General features: G+C 74.5%; 16 protein-coding genes. 11 read left to right on the forward strand and 5 right to left on the reverse strand.

From position 1 onward, the window contains the following. Positions 1–195, reverse strand: a 195-nt coding sequence (locus ACWCXC_RS34765; protein WP_450891609.1) for a hypothetical protein, incomplete at its 3' end; no start/stop codon positions are given. Positions 196–329: 134 nt separating this feature from the next. On the opposite strand from ACWCXC_RS34765, the gene ACWCXC_RS34770 reads away from it, so the two are divergent. The 3 genes from ACWCXC_RS34770 to ACWCXC_RS34780 all read left to right on the forward strand — a co-directional run bounded on the left by ACWCXC_RS34770 (position 330) and on the right by ACWCXC_RS34780 (position 5,116). After that, a complete protein-coding gene (locus tag ACWCXC_RS34770; RefSeq protein ID WP_450891567.1) occupies positions 330–983 on the forward strand; it encodes a hypothetical protein in 654 nt (217 codons plus the stop codon). A 79-nt stretch (positions 984–1,062) separates the two neighbouring features. Further along, on the forward strand, positions 1,063–2,475 hold the full coding sequence (locus tag ACWCXC_RS34775) for a hypothetical protein (protein ID WP_450891568.1): 1,413 nt from the start codon (positions 1,063–1,065) through the stop codon (positions 2,473–2,475). A 202-nt stretch (positions 2,476–2,677) separates the two neighbouring features. Further along, positions 2,678–5,116 carry a right-handed parallel beta-helix repeat-containing protein gene (locus tag ACWCXC_RS34780; protein WP_450891569.1) on the forward strand — a complete coding sequence of 813 codons (2,439 nt, stop codon included), beginning with the start codon at positions 2,678–2,680 and terminating at the stop codon, positions 5,114–5,116. On the opposite strand, the gene ACWCXC_RS34785 is transcribed toward ACWCXC_RS34780, so the two are convergent. Next, positions 5,076–7,415 carry a hypothetical protein gene (locus tag ACWCXC_RS34785; RefSeq protein WP_450891608.1) on the reverse strand — a complete coding sequence of 780 codons (2,340 nt, stop codon included), beginning with the start codon at positions 7,413–7,415 and terminating at the stop codon, positions 5,076–5,078. The genes ACWCXC_RS34780 and ACWCXC_RS34785 overlap by 41 nt on opposite strands. Before the next feature lie 269 nt (positions 7,416–7,684). Between ACWCXC_RS34785 and ACWCXC_RS34790 the strand changes: the two genes are divergently transcribed. From ACWCXC_RS34790 to ACWCXC_RS34800, 3 genes are all read left to right on the forward strand, one after another. Next, complete coding sequence (locus tag ACWCXC_RS34790; RefSeq protein ID WP_450682015.1) at positions 7,685–8,527, forward strand: DeoR/GlpR family DNA-binding transcription regulator; 843 nt, start codon at positions 7,685–7,687, stop codon at positions 8,525–8,527. A gap of 76 nt (positions 8,528–8,603) precedes the next feature. Next, positions 8,604–9,053: an SRPBCC family protein gene (locus ACWCXC_RS34795; RefSeq protein WP_450682014.1), complete on the forward strand. Its 450-nt coding sequence runs from the start codon at positions 8,604–8,606 to the stop codon at positions 9,051–9,053. A 137-nt stretch (positions 9,054–9,190) separates the two neighbouring features. After that, positions 9,191–9,670 (forward strand): SRPBCC family protein, encoded by a 480-nt coding sequence (locus tag ACWCXC_RS34800; RefSeq protein WP_450891570.1) that lies wholly within the window; start codon positions 9,191–9,193, stop codon positions 9,668–9,670. A 47-nt stretch (positions 9,671–9,717) separates the two neighbouring features. On the opposite strand, the gene ACWCXC_RS34805 is transcribed toward ACWCXC_RS34800, so the two are convergent. After that, positions 9,718–10,869, reverse strand: coding sequence for a PLP-dependent cysteine synthase family protein (locus tag ACWCXC_RS34805; RefSeq protein ID WP_450891571.1), 1,152 nt, complete (start codon positions 10,867–10,869; stop codon positions 9,718–9,720). 226 nt (positions 10,870–11,095) lie between these two features. On the opposite strand from ACWCXC_RS34805, the gene ACWCXC_RS34810 reads away from it, so the two are divergent. Next, positions 11,096–11,413 (forward strand): hypothetical protein, encoded by a 318-nt coding sequence (locus ACWCXC_RS34810; protein WP_450682011.1) that lies wholly within the window; start codon positions 11,096–11,098, stop codon positions 11,411–11,413. 184 nt (positions 11,414–11,597) lie between these two features. Next, entirely contained in the window at positions 11,598–12,116 is a 519-nt protein-coding gene (locus ACWCXC_RS34815) for an ATP-binding protein (RefSeq protein ID WP_450891572.1), read from the forward strand. Positions 12,117–12,181: 65 nt separating this feature from the next. On the opposite strand, the gene ACWCXC_RS34820 is transcribed toward ACWCXC_RS34815, so the two are convergent. Next, positions 12,182–12,475, reverse strand: coding sequence for an SHOCT domain-containing protein (locus tag ACWCXC_RS34820; RefSeq protein ID WP_450891573.1), 294 nt, complete (start codon positions 12,473–12,475; stop codon positions 12,182–12,184). 190 nt (positions 12,476–12,665) lie between these two features. On the opposite strand from ACWCXC_RS34820, the gene ACWCXC_RS34825 reads away from it, so the two are divergent. From ACWCXC_RS34825 to ACWCXC_RS34835, 3 genes are all read left to right on the forward strand, one after another. Next, complete coding sequence (locus ACWCXC_RS34825; protein ID WP_450891574.1) at positions 12,666–13,229, forward strand: TetR/AcrR family transcriptional regulator; 564 nt, start codon at positions 12,666–12,668, stop codon at positions 13,227–13,229. A gap of 166 nt (positions 13,230–13,395) precedes the next feature. Then, the gene (locus ACWCXC_RS34830) at positions 13,396–13,977 is read left to right on the forward strand and encodes a DUF4865 family protein (RefSeq protein WP_450891575.1); all 582 of its coding nucleotides are present in this window, start codon (positions 13,396–13,398) and stop codon (positions 13,975–13,977) included. After that, entirely contained in the window at positions 13,971–14,909 is a 939-nt protein-coding gene (locus ACWCXC_RS34835; protein WP_450891576.1) for a phosphotriesterase family protein, read from the forward strand. Before ACWCXC_RS34830 ends, ACWCXC_RS34835 begins: the two co-directional genes overlap by 7 nt. A gap of 3 nt (positions 14,910–14,912) precedes the next feature. On the opposite strand, the gene ACWCXC_RS34840 is transcribed toward ACWCXC_RS34835, so the two are convergent. Further along, positions 14,913–16,136 (reverse strand): ROK family protein, encoded by a 1,224-nt coding sequence (locus ACWCXC_RS34840; RefSeq protein ID WP_450682005.1) that lies wholly within the window; start codon positions 16,134–16,136, stop codon positions 14,913–14,915. Positions 16,137–16,249 lie beyond the last annotated feature (113 nt).

Below are 16,249 nucleotides of genomic sequence, written 5' to 3' on the forward strand. Positions count from 1 at the left end.
GGTGAAGGAGTGGCCGGTGCCGACCGGCTTCACCGTCAGTCCGTCCTCGGACGCCCGGCGCAGCGCCTCGGACAGTTCGTCCCGAGGGGGAGGGCGGGACGGGGACCGTGCCCCCTCGGGAACAGCCGGATGGTGGGACAGGTCGGGGGGAGAGCCCGCGACCGGCCCCGGTCCCCGCCCCGGCTCCTCGCGCACCCCGGCCTCCGGTCCGCCTCCCCGTCACGCGGAACCGGAGCGCCGCCCCCGCGCCGGGGGACGTCAGCAGCGGGGCGGACCGGGCCGCCTTCCGCGAACTGGCGGCGTCGGTCTGGGAGGAGTACACCGGCCCGGTGAACCAGGCCCTGGTGAGGCTGCCCGCCCTGCGCGGCCCCGGTGAGGAGGAGGCACGCGTCGACCTCGTCGCCGTCCACCTGTATCTGGCGTCGCCGCCGGACGGGCGGTTCGGAGCCCTCGCACTGGCCTCCGAAGCGGTCTCGGGCCCCGGTGAACTGGCACCGTACGCCTCCTGCCTAGCCTCTGGACTGCGCAGGCTGCCCGCCCTGCGGGGACCGCTGCTGCGGGCCGTAGCGGGGCCCGGAATCGCGGACGACGTGGTGCCGGGTTCCGTCCTGCGCTGCGACGCACCGCTCGACGTCGTGCATTCCGAGCAAGCGGGCGCCCCGTCCCCTCCCGAGGGCCATGTCCGGTATGCCGTCAAACCCATGACCGCCCGTCGCACGTCGATGCTGACGGTCCCGGGTGGCACCGGCACGACGGCACTCTTCGCGGCGGGTACGGAATTCTCGGTACTCGCCAGGCACGACGCGGCCGGTGAGCGCCCCGCACGAGTCCTGCTGGCGGAACTCCCCCGTGGTGCACAGCGGTTCCGGGCACCGTCCGAAGCGGCCGTCGCCCGGCTGGACGAGGCGGCCCTCCGGGACGGCGGTCCCTCGGCCCCCGAGTGGCCCGCCCGCTGCACCGGCCCCGTCCCGCTCCTCGTCTGACCCACCGCCGCCCCACTCCGTCCACCGTCCTTCCCCGTCTCCTCCCTTCCCTCGTCCCGACCCGTCCGAGAGGCACGTCATGGCAACCAACGAGCCGTCCCCGACCGGCACGTCATCCCGTACGTCCGGCGCACCGTCCCCCCGTGCGGCGGCTGTCGCGGTCCTGGCCGAGGAACCGGCCACCGGCCTGTTCCCGGACAAACCCTCGACCGAGACCGCCACGGCGTCCTCCGGCGGCACGGGTCCCACCGCCACGGTGTCCACCACGTCCGCCCGAATCACGTCCGAGGAGGAAAGCGCCGCGGGAGCAGCGGCGACCGAGGAGGGCGAGGAGGGCGAGGAGCGGCGGCCGGCGGCCGCGCAGGAGGCGGAATCGGAGCGGCACGAGGAGGGGGCCGACCCGGCCGCCGCTCCGGAGGCCGCCGCCATCGCCTCCGGCACCGCCGAGCCGGAGGCCGCCACCGCCCGGGCCGCGGCCTCCGGCGAGAGCCCGGCCGCCGGCGCGCGCCGCAGTGGGGTCCTCCCCCTGGGCCGCCCCGGAAAGCCCCTGATCGCTGCGGCGGTGGCGGGGGGCCTGATCCTGGTCGGTGTGCCCTTGCTGATCTCGGGCCTGAACGGATCGGGGGACGACGCCCCGCCGGCCTCCGCGGTGGCCCCGGCGGGCAGCCGGATGGGGCCGGACGGCTCCGGCCCGGGGATCGTGCCCGGCCGGCAGAACGCCCCCGGTGAGAAGAGCCCGTCGCCCAGCGGCAGCACGGCCGCCGGATCACCGGCCCATGGATCCGGAACGGGCGGCGGCATTCACGAAGCCGGGTCCGCCAAGGGCGCCGGTGACCGGCCGGTGGAGGACGGCGGCAGCGAGGTACGCAGTGTGCCCGCCGGGAGCGGTGGCGCGGCCACGTCGGCCACGGCGGCCACCACTCAGGCGGCACCGGAGAAATCCGGCAAGCCGGCCGACACCTCCGCGGACAAGGCTCCACGAGCGGCCCCCGTCACCTACAGCCACTTCATCGGGCCCGGCTGCAACACCCCGGGGTTCGCGACCTCCGAGCGGTGGCGCGACAGCAACAGGGGCTGGCGCGGCAGTTCCGGCAGCCAGACGGCCTACGGGTGCAGCGGCTTCTACTACAGCGTGCCCCTGTCCAACAGCACCTCGACCTCCGACGCCTATGCCCAGTGGAAGTTCCCGACGGGGTCGGTGACCAAGGGCAGCTGCCGGGTCCGGGTCTTCATCCCGAACGTCAAGGACATCAGCTACGTGGGCGGCAACCCAGCGCACTACACCGTCCACCGGTACTTCGACGCGAAGCCGAGCACCGCGATCGACACCTTCGAGATCGACCAGCCCTCGCACCGGGGCCAGTGGGTCGACGCCGGCACGTTCCCGGTGAGCACGGGCAAGATATCCGTCGTACTCGACAACCGGGGCAAAACCTCGGGCAACCGGCACGCGGCCGCCGCCCCGATCAGGGTGACGTGCACGGCCTCGTAGCCCTCACGCTGCGGGACGAGGGCCGGGGCCGCGCCCGGCCCTCGGAACGAAGAGCTCCTGATCGGGTCAACTCCCGCCCTCCGCGCGCGCTACGGTGGACCGGCCCGCCCGTGACGCCGGTGGGCGGACCCCCGGTCGGTCGCTGCCGCGAGGCGGTGGCAGGGGGCATCACACACGCACGAGGTGGGGGCACAACAGCGCCATGGCACAGGGCACGGTCCAGGTGACGCACACCGGCACATCGCGGTGGCGGCGCCGCACAGGCGAGTACGCCTCCCTCACCGCGGCTCTGGAGGCGGCGGCGGACGGTGATGTGCTCACCGTCGCGCCGGGCACGTACCGGGAGAATCTGGTCATCGCCCGCGCGGTGACGCTGCGCGGGCCCGAGGGGTCGGTCGGTTCGGTGCGGATCGCGCCCGTGGACGGCGTGCCGCTGACCGTGCGCGCCTCCGCCGTCGTCCAGGACCTGCACGTGGAGGGCCAGGACATGGCGGCCCCGGCGCTGCTGATCGAGGACGGGACGCCGGAGCTGTCCGATCTGCGGATCGTGACGCGGTCGGCCGCCGGGATCGAGGTGCGCGGCGCGGCCCGGCCCACGGTCCGCCGGTGCACGGTCGACAATCCGGCGGGGGTCGGCATCGCCGTGCTCGACGGCGCGGGCGGTGTCTTCGAGGAGTGCGAGGTCGTCTCGGCCGGGCAGGCCGGCGTCTCGGTGCGCGACGGGGCACACCCCCGGCTGGACCGCTGCCGGGTCCACCACGCCTCGGGCGCGGGCCTGTCGGTCACCGGCGAGGGCAGCGCGCTGGAGGCGCTGGGCTGCGAGGTGTACGAGATCAAGGGCAGCGGAATACAGGTGTCGGCGCGCGCCGGCGCCCATCTGACCGACTGCACCGTGCACCGCACCTCGTCGGACGGGGTCACCCTGGACACGGACGCCGTGCTCACCCTGGCGGACTGCGACATCCACGACGTCCCGGAGAACGCGGTGGACCTGCGGTCGCGTTCGGTGCTGACGCTGACGCGCTCGACGGTGCGGCGGTTCGGCCGCAACGGGCTCTCGGTCTGGGACCCGGGCACCCGGGTCGACGCCAACCAGTGCGAGATCCACGACTCCACGGGCGACTACCCGGCGGTCTGGGTCAGCGACGGGGCCACCGTGATACTGGACTCCTGCCGGGTCCACGACGTGCCGGACGCGCTGTTCGTGCTCGACCGGGGCTCGCGCGCCGATGTCGTGGACAGCGATCTGACCCAGGTCCGCAACACGGCGGTGTCCGTCAGCGACGGGGCGACCGCCCAGCTCGACGACTGCCGGATCCGGGAGGCGTCCACGGGCGCCTGGTTCCGCGACCACGGCAGCGGCGGCACGCTGAACAACTGCACCATCGACGCCGCGCAGACCGGGGTGATCGTCACCAAGGGCGCCGACCCGACGATCGAGCGCTGCACGGTCACCTCCCCCGCCGAGGCCGGTTTCTACGTGTCGGCGGAGGGGCGGGGCACGTTCCACGGCTGCCGGGTGACGGGCAGTGAGGGGTACGGCTTCCATGTGATGGATGGCTGCCGTGCGACGCTGCGGCGCTGCCGCACCGAGCGGTGCGCGCGCGGCGGCTACGAGTTCGGCGAGGGCGGGGCCCACGGGGACGGGGCGTCCGGCGGCCCGGTGGCGGAGGACTGCACGAGCGACGAGAGCGGGCTGCGCGCCACGCCTCCCCCGCCGCCCCCGGTGCTGACGGCGACCCAGTCGGCCCCCGGGCTGCTGGGTTCGGTGCCCGCGCCGAGGACCACGCCCCCGGTCGCGGAGGAGGCGGCGCCGCCGGCCGAGCCGTCCCGCACCTCCGACGCGGTGCTCGGCGAACTGGACGCGCTGGTCGGGCTGGAGAGCGTCAAGCGCGAGGTGCGGGCGCTCACCGACATGATCGAGGTGGGGCGCCGGCGCCGGCAGGCGGGACTGAAGGCGGCGTCGGTGCGCCGGCATCTCGTCTTCACCGGTTCCCCCGGCACCGGGAAGACGACGGTCGCCCGGCTGTACGGCGAGATCCTGGCGTCGCTCGGGGTGCTGGAGCGGGGCCATCTGGTCGAGGTGTCCCGGGTCGACCTGGTCGGGGAGCACATCGGCTCGACGGCCATCCGCACCCAGGAGGCGTTCGACCGGGCGCGCGGCGGGGTGCTGTTCGTCGACGAGGCGTACGCGCTGTCGCCCGAGGACTCCGGCCGGGACTTCGGCCGCGAGGCGATCGACACCCTGGTGAAGCTGATGGAGGACCACCGTGACGCCGTCGTCGTCATCGTCGCGGGGTACACCCATGAGATGGAGCGGTTCCTGACCGTCAACCCCGGGGTGGCGTCCCGGTTCTCCCGGACCATCACCTTCAGCGACTACAAGCCGGAGGAGCTGCTGCGGATCGTGGAGCAGCAGTCCGAGGAGCAGGAGTACAGCCTGGCGGCGGGCACCGGGGAGGCGCTGCTGAAGTACTTCACGGAGCTTCCGAAGGGCCCTGCGTTCGGCAACGGGCGCACGGCGCGGCAGACCTTCGAGTCGATGGTCGAGCGGCACGCGGGCCGGGTCGCCCAGCTCGCCGACGCGAGCACGGAGGACCTCACCCTGCTGTATCCGGAAGACCTTCCGGAACTTCCCTGATGTCCCGGGGCTCGTTCCGTGAGTCCCGCCCGCTCGACGGCGCCCGGCCCGGTTGCTCCGCCTGGCGGGGCACGACCGGGACCAGGCGTTCCAGGAGCGCGGCACGCTCCTCGGCGAAGACGGGGTCGGCCTGGTAGTCGGAGTGGCCGAGCACCGGTTCGGGCAGCGGGTGCTCGGCGGTGCGTCCGTAGACCAGCGGGTCCCTGAGCGGTCCGCGGTCGACCTCGGGGCCGGACTCCTCGCCGAGGCGGACCGGGCCGCCGATCGGGTCGGTGGCCCGCCAGAGGTTGCGCCAGCAGTGCACGGAGCGGTGCAGTCCGTGGAGCTGGGCGGGACCGAAGTAGGCGGGGAACCAGCGTCCGTAGAGGCGCTCGATCGGGGAGCCGTAGGTGAGCAGGGCGACCCGGGCCCGGGTCGCGGCGGGCAGTTGCCAGACCGCGGAGGCGGCCAGGACGCTGCCCTGGGAGTGGCCGGAGATGACGAGCCGGCCCCGGGTCCGGGCGGTCCAGCCGGACATCCGGGAGGCCAGGTCGGGCACGGCGCGCTCGGCGTAGCAGGGCGGGGCGAAGGGGTGCGCGGCGCGCGGCCAGAAGGTGCCGACGTCCCAGAGGATGCCGATGGTGCGGCGGGCCGAGGCGTCCCGGTAGGCGCGCCGACCGCAGGCGACGAAGACCAGGAAGCCGAAGCCGATCAGCCAGGAGCCCGTGGACTGCGCGGCCTCGGCGAGCGACTCGACGAAGGCGCTGCTGCCCTCCAGCGCGAGCCCGGGGACCTGTCCGCCGGCCCAGGCCCCGGCGACGGCGCCCGCGCCGAGCAGCAGGGTGGCGGCGGAGACCAGCCCGAGCATGCCGGGCGCGGCGTCGGTAAGGGCGGCCGTGGCGCGGATCCGGGCGATCTGCCGGGTCCGGGCGGCGTCGGGCCGCTCCCCCGCGTACTCCGCGGTGATCACCGGCTCCAGCCGGCGGGCGGCGCGGTAGGTGCGCCACCCGAGGACGAGTCCGGGTACCAGGAGCAGGAGCAGCAGGACGGGAATGACGGACGCCTGCCAGCTCAGGAGCACCGGCGGGCCCTCGATGGCGGAGCCGAGGCCCATCCCCGGGGTGCCGGGCCCGTCCAGCCAGTCCGCGACCCACTGGGCGACGCCGCCCGTCATCACCCCGCCGAGCGCGCAGGCGAGCATCGCGACGGCGGGGCCGCCGAGTCCGCCCATGACGGTGCGCGGTTCGGGGCCGCGGCGGTACAGGTGGAGCGAGACGGCGGCCAGCGCCACGACGAGGGCCCCCTGGGCGAGGGTGACGACGCGGAAGGTGACGTCGCCGGGGAGCGAGCCGCCGGAGACCCAGCCGGGGCGCGACCAGCCGGCGTGCAGCAGGGCCAGGGCGAGCAGGATCAGGGAGGCGGCGGGGAGCCAGGTGACGAGGGCACGGTCGAGCCGGTTGTCCAGGCGCCGTTCGCTGCGGCCGCGCCGGCACACCACCCAGAGGACCACCAGCATCCCGAGGACGAGCGCCGCCTCGATCAGCCGGCCGTACAGCGCGGGTACGGCGTCGTCGACGGCCCGGTCGCGGCGGGCGGCGGCGCCGGCCACGGAGGCGGTCACGGTGAGGAACCCCGCGGCGGTGTGGGCGGCGCGCAGCCGGGCGACGAGGCGCCGTCCGTACCAGAACCCGGGCCGGCCGAGGGCCGGCCGCACGACGGGGGCGGGGTCCGCCGGGGCGGCCGGGGCCGTCTCCTCGTCCGTGTACGCCCCGGCCCCGTCGAGCGGGCGCTGCGACTCGTAGGCGCTCCAGGTGCGGTTGGACAGATACCAGAGCAGACCCACCAGCGCGGCCGGCAGCAGGGCGGCGAGCGCGAGCCTGCGGCCGGGCTGGGACCACCAGCCGCCCTGGGCGGTGGACAGGAAGCCGAGCCAGGAACGCTGGTCGGAGCAGGCCGGGACGCCCGCGCACTGCCAGGCGGTGAGGTCGAGCGCCACCTCGCAGGCGGCGGCGGTCAGCAGCACGGTGAGGCTCAGGGCGATGAGCCGGACGAGGACGCCGTAGAGCCGGACCGCGCGGGGGCGGCGGCGGGCGGCCGGGCGCATCCAGTGCGCGAGGTTGATCACCATGAACGGCAGGAGCAGCAGCCACAGGGCGCGGGAGCCGTTGCCCGAGGTGAGGTTGGACCAGCAGTAGGCCTCGGGGATCGGGCGGTCCCGGTAGCGGTCCGGGTGGGCCTCCGCGTCGGCGTCGCCGGAGCACCGGTAGACGGCCGCGGTGGCGTCGCCGGTGATCCGGACGGTGCGCGGATCGACGAGCATCTCCTGCGGGGTGGCGCCGCCCACGCCGTGGACCAGCAGTTCCAGTGCGGGACCGTCGTTCTGCGGGGCAGGGGTGGCAGATGGCACGGAGGTGACTCGCTCTCGGCTGAGGGCCCGAAGGGGACGCGGCTGATGCCCGGTCACCAGAGTGGAGGACGGGGCCGGGCGCGCGCAGCGCTCTCGGGGATTCTCCCCGGTGCGGCGGGCGCCGACACCGCGTGGCAGGATGAGCGGTCCCCGGCACGGCCTACGGAAGGGATCGGACCCCGTTGAGCGACCATCAGAATCTGCTCGCGGAGCAGCGGCGTGCGCTCATCCTCGACGAGGTGCGCAGACGGGGCGGCGTCCGGGTCAACGAACTGACCCGGAAACTCAGCGTCTCCGACATGACCGTGCGCCGGGACCTGGACGCGCTGGCCCGGCAGGGTGTGGTGGAGAAGGTCCACGGCGGCGCCGTGCCCGTGGTCGAGGCCAGCACGCACGAGCCCGGTTTCGAGGCGAAGTCGGCGCTGGAGCTGACCGCCAAGGAGGACATCGCGCGGGCGGCCGCCGCGATGGCGGTGCCGGGCAGTGCCCTGGCGCTCTCCGGCGGGACCACCACGTACGCCCTGGCCCAGCAGTTGCTGGATGTGCCCGATCTGACGGTGGTGACCAATTCGGTGCGGGTCGCGGACGTGTTCCACGCCGCGCAGCGTCCGGGCTCGCCGGGGTCCCGGCCCGGTGCGGCGACCGTGGTGCTCACCGGCGGGGTGCGTACGCCCTCGGACTCGCTGGTGGGTCCGGTGGCGGACCGCGCGATCGCCTCGCTCCACTTCGACGTGCTCTTCCTGGGTGTCCACGGGATCTCCGTGGAGGGCGGGCTGTCCACGCCCAATCTGGCGGAGGCGGAGACCAACCGGCGGTTCGTGCAGTCGGCCCGGCGGGTGGTGGTGGTCGCGGACCACACCAAGTGGGGGACGGTGGGGCTGAGTTCGTTCGCCACGCTGGACCAGGTGCACACGTTCGTCACGGACGCCGGGCTGTCCGAGGGGGCCCGCGCGGAGATCGAGGAACGGCTGCCGGGGCTCGTGGTGGCGGGCCGGCCGTCCGGAGAGGCGCCCGCCGCCCCGTAGTCGCGCCCGGGTGACGGTGCCGGGCGCGCGGTTCCGGTCAGCGCGCCCGGACGCTGTGACGTCCTAAGATCGTTCCGTGGCCGTCTTCCGAATCGAGCGATACAGCCCGCTGCCCGCCGCCGAGTCCTGGCGCCGGGTGACGGACTGGGAACGGCACGCCGACCGGGTCCCGCTGACGACGATCAGCGTGCCCGACGGGCGGCCGACGCGGACCGGCTCCGTCTTCGTGGCCCGTACCGGGCTGGGGCCGCTGGCGTTCGACGATCCGATGGAAGTGGTGCGGTGGTCGCCGCCGGCCGGCGGGCGCGCCGGGACGTGCCGGCTGGAGAAGCGGGGCCGGGTGGTGCTGGGCCGGGCAGCCATCGATGTGTATCCGACCCGTTCCGGTTCCCATGTGGTGTGGGTGGAGGAGGTGCGGGTGCGGCTGTTGCCGCACTGGGCCGATCCGCTGGTCGTCCGTGCGGGCGGGCGGGTCTTCGGCCGGGTCCTCGATTCGGTGCTGGACTCCCCGCCGCCGACCCGCTGAGGGTGCCCATCGCTCCGGTGGGCCGGGCGCGCGGGTTCTCGGTCCGGTCGGCCGTGCCGCGTACGGCGACTTCTTCCGGTGCGCCCGCTATGGTGTGCGCGGCCCGTCCGCCGCCGACCGCACGGGAGGTGCGTTCCATGGCACGCCTGCTTCGCCCCGTCGGACTCGATTTCGTCGAGTCCGCTCCCCTGCGGCTGGTCTTCGCCGCCGAGGTGTCCGCCCCGCCGGACGTCGTGTACCGCGCTCTGGCGGACGACGTCGAGGGCTGGCCCTCCTGGTTCACCCAGGTGACCAGGGCGGTGCCGATGGACGGCGGGGCCGGGCGCGAGGTGCGGCTGCGGGGCGGGGTCACGTTCGCGGAGACGATCGTGGCCGCGGAGCCCGGCGAGCGCTACGCGTACCGGATCGACCGGTCCAACGCCCCGGGGCTGCACGCCCTCGTGGAGGAGTGGCGGCTGGCGCCCGCGGGGCGGGGGACCCGGGTGCAGTGGACGTTCGCGGCGGGCGGCTCCCCGGTGTTCCGCTTCCTTCTCGGCCGGGGGCGGTCCGTGGTGGGGCGCTCGTTCCGGGACGCGGTGCGGCGCCTCGACCGGCGGCTGGCGGCGGCGTCGGCCTGATCGCGGCCGGCCCGCCCCCGCGCGTGCGGCCGGGGGCCGCCGGTGCGTCAGCCGGTGGTGTGAGCCGGGCCGGGCCACGCGCCGGTGGCCAGGAAGCGCTCGATGGTGCGGGTGTACGGCGCGATGTCCAGTCTCTGGGAGGCCAGCCAGGAGTCGGAGTAGTACTTGTCGAGGTAGCGGTCGCCCGGATCGCAGATCAGCGTGACGACGCTGCCGGTGCGGCCCTCGGCGACCATCTCGGCGACCAGCTTGAAGGCGCTCCAGAGCCCGGTTCCGGTCGAGCCGCCCGCCTTGCGTCCGATGGCCCGTTCCAGGGCGCGTACGGCGGCGACGCTCGCCGCGTCCGGGACCTTCATCATCCGGTCGATGGCCCCGGGCACGAAGCTGGGCTCCATCCGGGGCCGTCCGATGCCCTCGATGCGGGAACCGCAGTCGCTGGTGGCGTGCGGGTCGTGGTGGGTCCAGCCGTCGAAGAAGCAGGAGTTCTCCGGGTCGGGGACGCAGATGCGGGTGTCGTACTGCATGTAGTGCACGTACCGCGCGATGGTCGCGGAGGTGCCGCCGGTGCCGGCGGTGGCGACGATCCAGGCCGGTTCCGGGTACCGCTCCAGCCGCAGTTGCTGGTAGACGGACTCCGCGATGTTGTTGTTGCCGCGCCAGTCCGTGGCCCGCTCGGCGTAGGTGAACTGGTCCATGTAATGGCCGCCGGTCTCCGCGGCGAGCCGGGCGGACTCCTCGTACATCGTGCGCGAGTCGTCGACGAAGTGGCAGCGCCCGCCGTGGAATTCGATGAGGCGGCACTTCTCGGGGCTGGTGGTGCGCGGCATCACGGCGACGAACGGGACGCCGATCAGCTTGGCGAAGTACGCCTCCGAGACGGCGGTGGAGCCGCTGGACGCCTCGATCACCGGCTTTCCGGGCCGGATCCAGCCGTTGCAGAGCCCGTAGAGGAACAGCGAACGGGCCAGCCGGTGCTTGAGGCTGCCGGTGGGGTGCGTCGACTCGTCCTTGAGGTAGAGGTCGATGCCCCAGCTCCCGGGGAGCGGGAAGAGCAGCAGGTGGGTGTCGGCGGAGCGGTTGGCGTCGGCCTGGACCTTGCGGACGGCCTCCTTCAGCCAGGCCCGGTACTCGGGGTCCGTACGGTCGATGTCGACGGTCGTCGCGGTCTCGCCGCCGTTCCCGTGCTCACTCGTGTCCATCAGCGCGCCTCTCCTCGTACGACCGGTCCCGGCGGGGCCCACGATATGCCCCCCACCTGCACAAACGTTGACTTTGATGCTCCATAGCCCTGCCTTGGCGTCGCGGGCGTCCCTTGGCGGGGACGGCTGCCCGGAAGGTGGGTGTCCGTCCCGATGCGCCCTGGTGGATCCGGCGTGCGCTGGGCAGACTCCCTCTCAGGGGAGAGACGAAGGGGGCGAAGGGGCCGTGCGCGAAGCGGAGTTCAGCGAGACGGGTGTGCGCATAGACCGGTGGGCGCGTTCGGTGACCCGGGCCGGGCAGGTCACCGTGAAGGACGGCCGGGTGTCGCTCCTGACGAGTTACGGGCGGGAGATCGACAGCGCCCCGGCGGGGACGGTCAGCGCGGGCCGGCCGTGGTTCGCGGGGCAGGACGCCACGGTGGCGCGGGTCAACGGGAGGCGGTACCGGCTGACGATGCCCAGGCGCCCGGACAAGCCGGACGAGGCGGGGGCCGTCAAACGCTTCCTGGAGGCGGTGCGGCGGGCGCGCGGCGTGCCGGGCTGACGGAGCGGGGCGGTGGGACCACCGCGAGTTGCGGGGTCACCGACGCGGGGTGACATTGGAGTCACGTCACTCAAGGTCGACCGGCGGTGACAGCGAGACCGCGTCGCCGGCCGCCCGCAGCGGCCAGCCATCTGCTGGATCCGTTCCTTCGTCTTCTTCCGGACTACTTCGGGGAGTCGCAGCCGTGATCAGCGAGCCAAGCAGGCACTGCACGGTGGAGCTCCAGGCCCTGCCGTCGCGGATCGGTCAGGTCCGCAGAATCATCTCGGCGCAGTTGCGCTTCTGGCATCTCGAACCCTTGATCGACCAGGCAGCCCTCGGCGTCACCGAACTCCTGACCAACGTCCACCGGCACGCGCAGCCGGACAAGACGTGCACCGTCGAGGTCGAGTTGCTGCTCGACCGGCTCACGGTGTCCGTCCACGACCACGACCCGCGGCTGCCGACCGTGCGCGAGGCGAGCGAGTCCAGTACGTCGGGGCGCGGTCTGGCCCTGATCGCCGCGGTCAGCGAGAGCTGGGGGGTCCGTCGGGGCGGTGCGGGGAAGGTCGTCTGGTTCACCCTGCCGACCCCGTCCCCGCTGGTCACGCAGGCGCCGCACACCCTGTACGGGGCGACGACCGACGGGCCGTTCGACCTCACCGGCCTGATGGCACCCGAGGGCGTGCCGGCCTCGACGGCCCGGTCGATGGTCGTCGGCTGACCCGCACCGCGCGGGGGCGCCCGTGACGGGGCGCCCCCGCGCGGTGCACGGGGAGCGGGCGGCTCTCAGCCTCGGCCGCCCCCGTCACGGGCGCCGAAGTGCTCGTCCAGGACGGAGAGCCGGCGCCAGTACTCGTCCTCGTCGATCTCCCCGGCGGCGAAGCGCTTGCCGAGCAGGGCGATCGGTGTGGGTTCGCCGAGGCCGCCCGCCGCGGCTCGGCCCTGCCAGGGTCCCCGGCGGCCACCACGCGGGGCGGTGCGGCGCACGACCGTGACGACGGCGACGACGACGGCCGCCCAGACGAGCGGGAAGAGCAGGACCCAGGGTCCGGGTCCGCCGGAAAAGGCCAGGGTGTTCATCTCGGTCAGCTCCTCGGGTCACGGTACGGGGGGGAGGTTTCCCCTTGTCACCGAGCGTGCCTCCGCACCGGGGGCCACGTCGTCGTCCGCCCGGCGGCCGTACGCCTACCCCCTCGGGAGTAGCCGGCACCCGGAGGCGCACCCCACCTACTCCCTGGTCTCTGTACCTACTAGTATGTACAGTGTCGCCATGAGCACTTCGGACCGACTCGTCGAGGCCACCCGCGAACTGCTGTGGGAGCGGGGGTACGTGGGCACCAGCCCCAAGGCGATCCAGCAGCGCGCGGGCGCCGGACAGGGCAGCATGTACCACCACTTCGCCGGCAAGCCCGATCTGGCACTCACCGCGATCCGCCGCACGGCCGAGGAGCTGCGGGCGACGGCGGAGCGCTCGCTGGACGGCCCCGGGTCGGCCTACGAACGGATCTCCGGCTATCTGCTGCGCGAGCGCGATGTGCTGCGCGGCTGCCCGGTGGGGCGGCTGACCATGGATCCGGACATCGTCGCGGACGACGCCCTGCGGGCCCCCGTCGACGACACCCTCGCCTGGCTGCGCGGCCGGCTCGCCGCGATCGTCCAGGAGGGCCTGGACGGCGGCGAGTTCGCTGGGGCTTTGGTGCCCGAGGACATCGCCGCGACCGTCGTCGCCACCGTGCAGGGCGGCTATGTGCTGGCCCGCGCCTCCGGGTCGACGGAGGTCTTCGACGCCGCCGTCCGGGGGCTGCTCGCCCTGCTCGGCCCGCGCACCGACTGAGCCGTTCCCCGCACCCCACCCCTCCCCCGGAGCTCTCGCCCCTGCGCGACCCCGCACACGTTCATGACCCATCCGGCCGTCGTCGAGGCGGCCGAGGACGGATCCACCACCCACTGGCACGACGACGCCGCCGTCGCCACCTACCCGTCGAGCTGAGGCCGCCGCGATGCACGCGATGCAGTACGAGATCACGCTTCCCGCCGACTACGACATGAACGTCATCCGCGACCGGGTGGCGACCCGGGCGCACCTCCTGGACGACTTCGACGGGCTCGGCGTCAAGGCGTATCTGATCCGGGAGCGCGGTGCGGACTCCCCCGTCAACCAGTACGCCCCCTTCTACCTGTGGACCCGCCCCGAGGGGATGAACGCGTTCCTCTGGGGGCCCGGATTCCAGGGCATCGTGCGGGACTTCGGACGTCCGGCGGTCCAGCACTGGACGGTTCTGTCGTATGCGGAGGGGCCTGCGTCCGCCGCCGAGCCCCGCGCCGCCACCCGGCTGCGGTCGGCCATGGACCCGTCGGCCGCCCCGGCGGAGGAGGTCGAGCGGGCCCTGGAGGAGAGCCGCCGGCTGGCCGGGGCGCGCGGCGCGGTCGCGACGGCGCTCGTGGCCGACCCCCGGCACTGGGAGCTGGTGCACGTCACGCTCTGGGACCGGCCGGCGCCGCCGGAGCCGGGCGAGCGCTACCAGGTGCTGCGGACCAATGCCCCCGAGCGCGACCGGCTGGACGCCGGCCGCCAGTGGTAGCCGGGAGGCCGGACACGCGCCCGGCGGCCGGTGGGCGGGCCGTCGTCCGGACCGTTCTCGGGGACGTCGCACCGGACTCGCTCGGGGTGTGCGACGCCCACGACCACCTGTTCCTGCGCAGCCCTGTGCTGCCCGGCCAGGAACTCAACGACCCCGAGGCGGCGGCCGGACGGCTGCGCGCCTTCCACGGACTCGGGGGCCGGGCCGTGGTCCAGTGGACGCCGTACGGCATGGGACGTCGCGCCGGGCTGCTGGCGGAGCTGTCGCGGAGGAGCGGGACGCACGTGGTGGCGGCCACGGGCCTGCACCAGGCCGTGCATTATCCGGCGGCGCTGCTCGACAGGGTCCGGGACGGTCTGGCGGACCTCTTCGTCACCGAACTGACCGAGGGCATCGGCTCCACCCGGGTCAGGGCCGGGCTCATCAAGGTCGCCGGGGCCTTCCACACGGTGGACGCGCACGCCCGGCTCACCATGACGGCGGCGGCCGAGGCGCATCACCGCACCGGCGCCCCGATCGCCGTCCACCTGGAACTGGGCACGGCCGCCCTCGACGTGCTGGAACTGCTGTGCGGCACGCTCGGCGTGCCGCCGCACCGGGTGGTTCTCGGCCACCTCGGCCGCTCCCCCGACCTTTCGGCCCAGCGCGAGGCGGCCCGTTCCGGGGCGTTCCTCGCCTTCGACGGCCCGTCACGGGCCCACCACGCGACGGACTGGCGGCTGCCGGAGGAGCTGGCGGCGCTCGCCGACGACGGATTCGCCGGTCAGGTGCTGCTGGGCGGCGACACCACCGTGCCGGAGACCCCGGGCATGCCGCACCTGCTGCGCCGGCTGCGCCCCCGGCTCACCGAGGTGCTGGGCGCGGAGACCGTGGAACGGTTCCTGGTCGCCAACCCGGCGCGGGCGTTCGCCTTCGAGGCTCCGGCGGCCTGACCGTCACACGCTCTGGGCCAGGGCTGCCAGGGGGTCGTCCAGCACCGGCTGCCAGGCCAGCTCCGCCGCGCCGACGAGGCTGTTGTGGTCCAGGGTGCAGGGCAGGATCGGCACGCTGCCGCTGCGCCCCCACAGGCTGCGGTCGGCGACGACGGCGCGCAGCCGTTCGGGGTCGGCGTCGAGCAGCGCGCGGTGCAGTCCGCCGAGGACGATGCGGTCGGGGTTGAGGATGTTGACGAGTCCGGCGAGCCCGAGGCCCAGCCGGTCGATCAGCTCCTCGGCCGCGGCGCGCACCGCGGGGTCGGCGTACTCGTTGCGCAGCAGGTCCCCGGCCTGCTTGAGCAGGGACTCCTCGGGGCCCGGTGCGCGGCCCGCGGCGGTGAGGAAGGCGAGCGGGTCGGTCTCGACGTCGAGACAGCCCCGGCCGCCGCAGTGGCAGGGGCGGCCCTCGGGGTTGACGGTGAGGTGGCCGACCTCCAGCGCGAGCCCCGAACTCCCGGTGTGCAGGCGGCCGTCCAGGACCAGGGCGCCACCGACCCCGCGGTGGCCGGTGGCCACGCACAGCAGGTGCTGGGCGCCGCGTCCGGCTCCGTGGCGGTGCTCGGCGAGGGCCGCGAGGTTGACGTCGTTGCCGGTGAACGCGGGGCCGGCGATGCCCGCTTCGCGGACGCAGGTGGCGAAGATCTCGCGGACGGGGGCGCCGGCGGGCCAGGCGATGTGCAGCGGGTTGAGCGCCGTCCCCTCCGGTTCGGCGACCGCCGACGGTACGGCGAGGCCGGCGCCGACGCAGCGCAGCCCGCTGTCGCGGAGCAGCCGGGCGCAGTCGTCCACGACGGCGCCGATGACCTGCGCGGGGTCGGCGGTGATGGTGACGCTGCCGGGGGCGGTCGCGACGATCCGGCCGCCCAGTCCGACGAGCGCGGCCCGGAACCCGTCGGCGTGCACCTGCGCGGCGACGGCCACCGGACCGGACTCGCGCACCGCCAGCCGGTGCGAGGGGCGGCCCTGGGAGCCGGCCGCCGAACCGGGGCTGGAGTCGACGCGGATCAGGCCCAGTGCCTCCAGCTCCGCGGCGACGGCGCCGGCGGTGGCCCGGGTGACGCCGAGTTCGGAGGTGAGGACGGCGCGGGTGGGCGCGCGTCCGGTGTGGACCAGCTCCAGCGCGGGCCCGAGCGCGCTGCGGCCCCTCTCCAATTTCGTCCGGGTGGTGGTCACCTTGCCGTTCATGGGGGCGAGTCTCCCATGATCCGGAGGTCGCTCGGGCCCCGTCGCGCGCCCGCGCTCCCCCGTACCACCACGCTGCGCGGTGCGGAGCGGCGGGCTGTGATCCCTTGCGCGCA

The organism is Streptomyces sp. NPDC001515 (assembly GCF_053597115.1).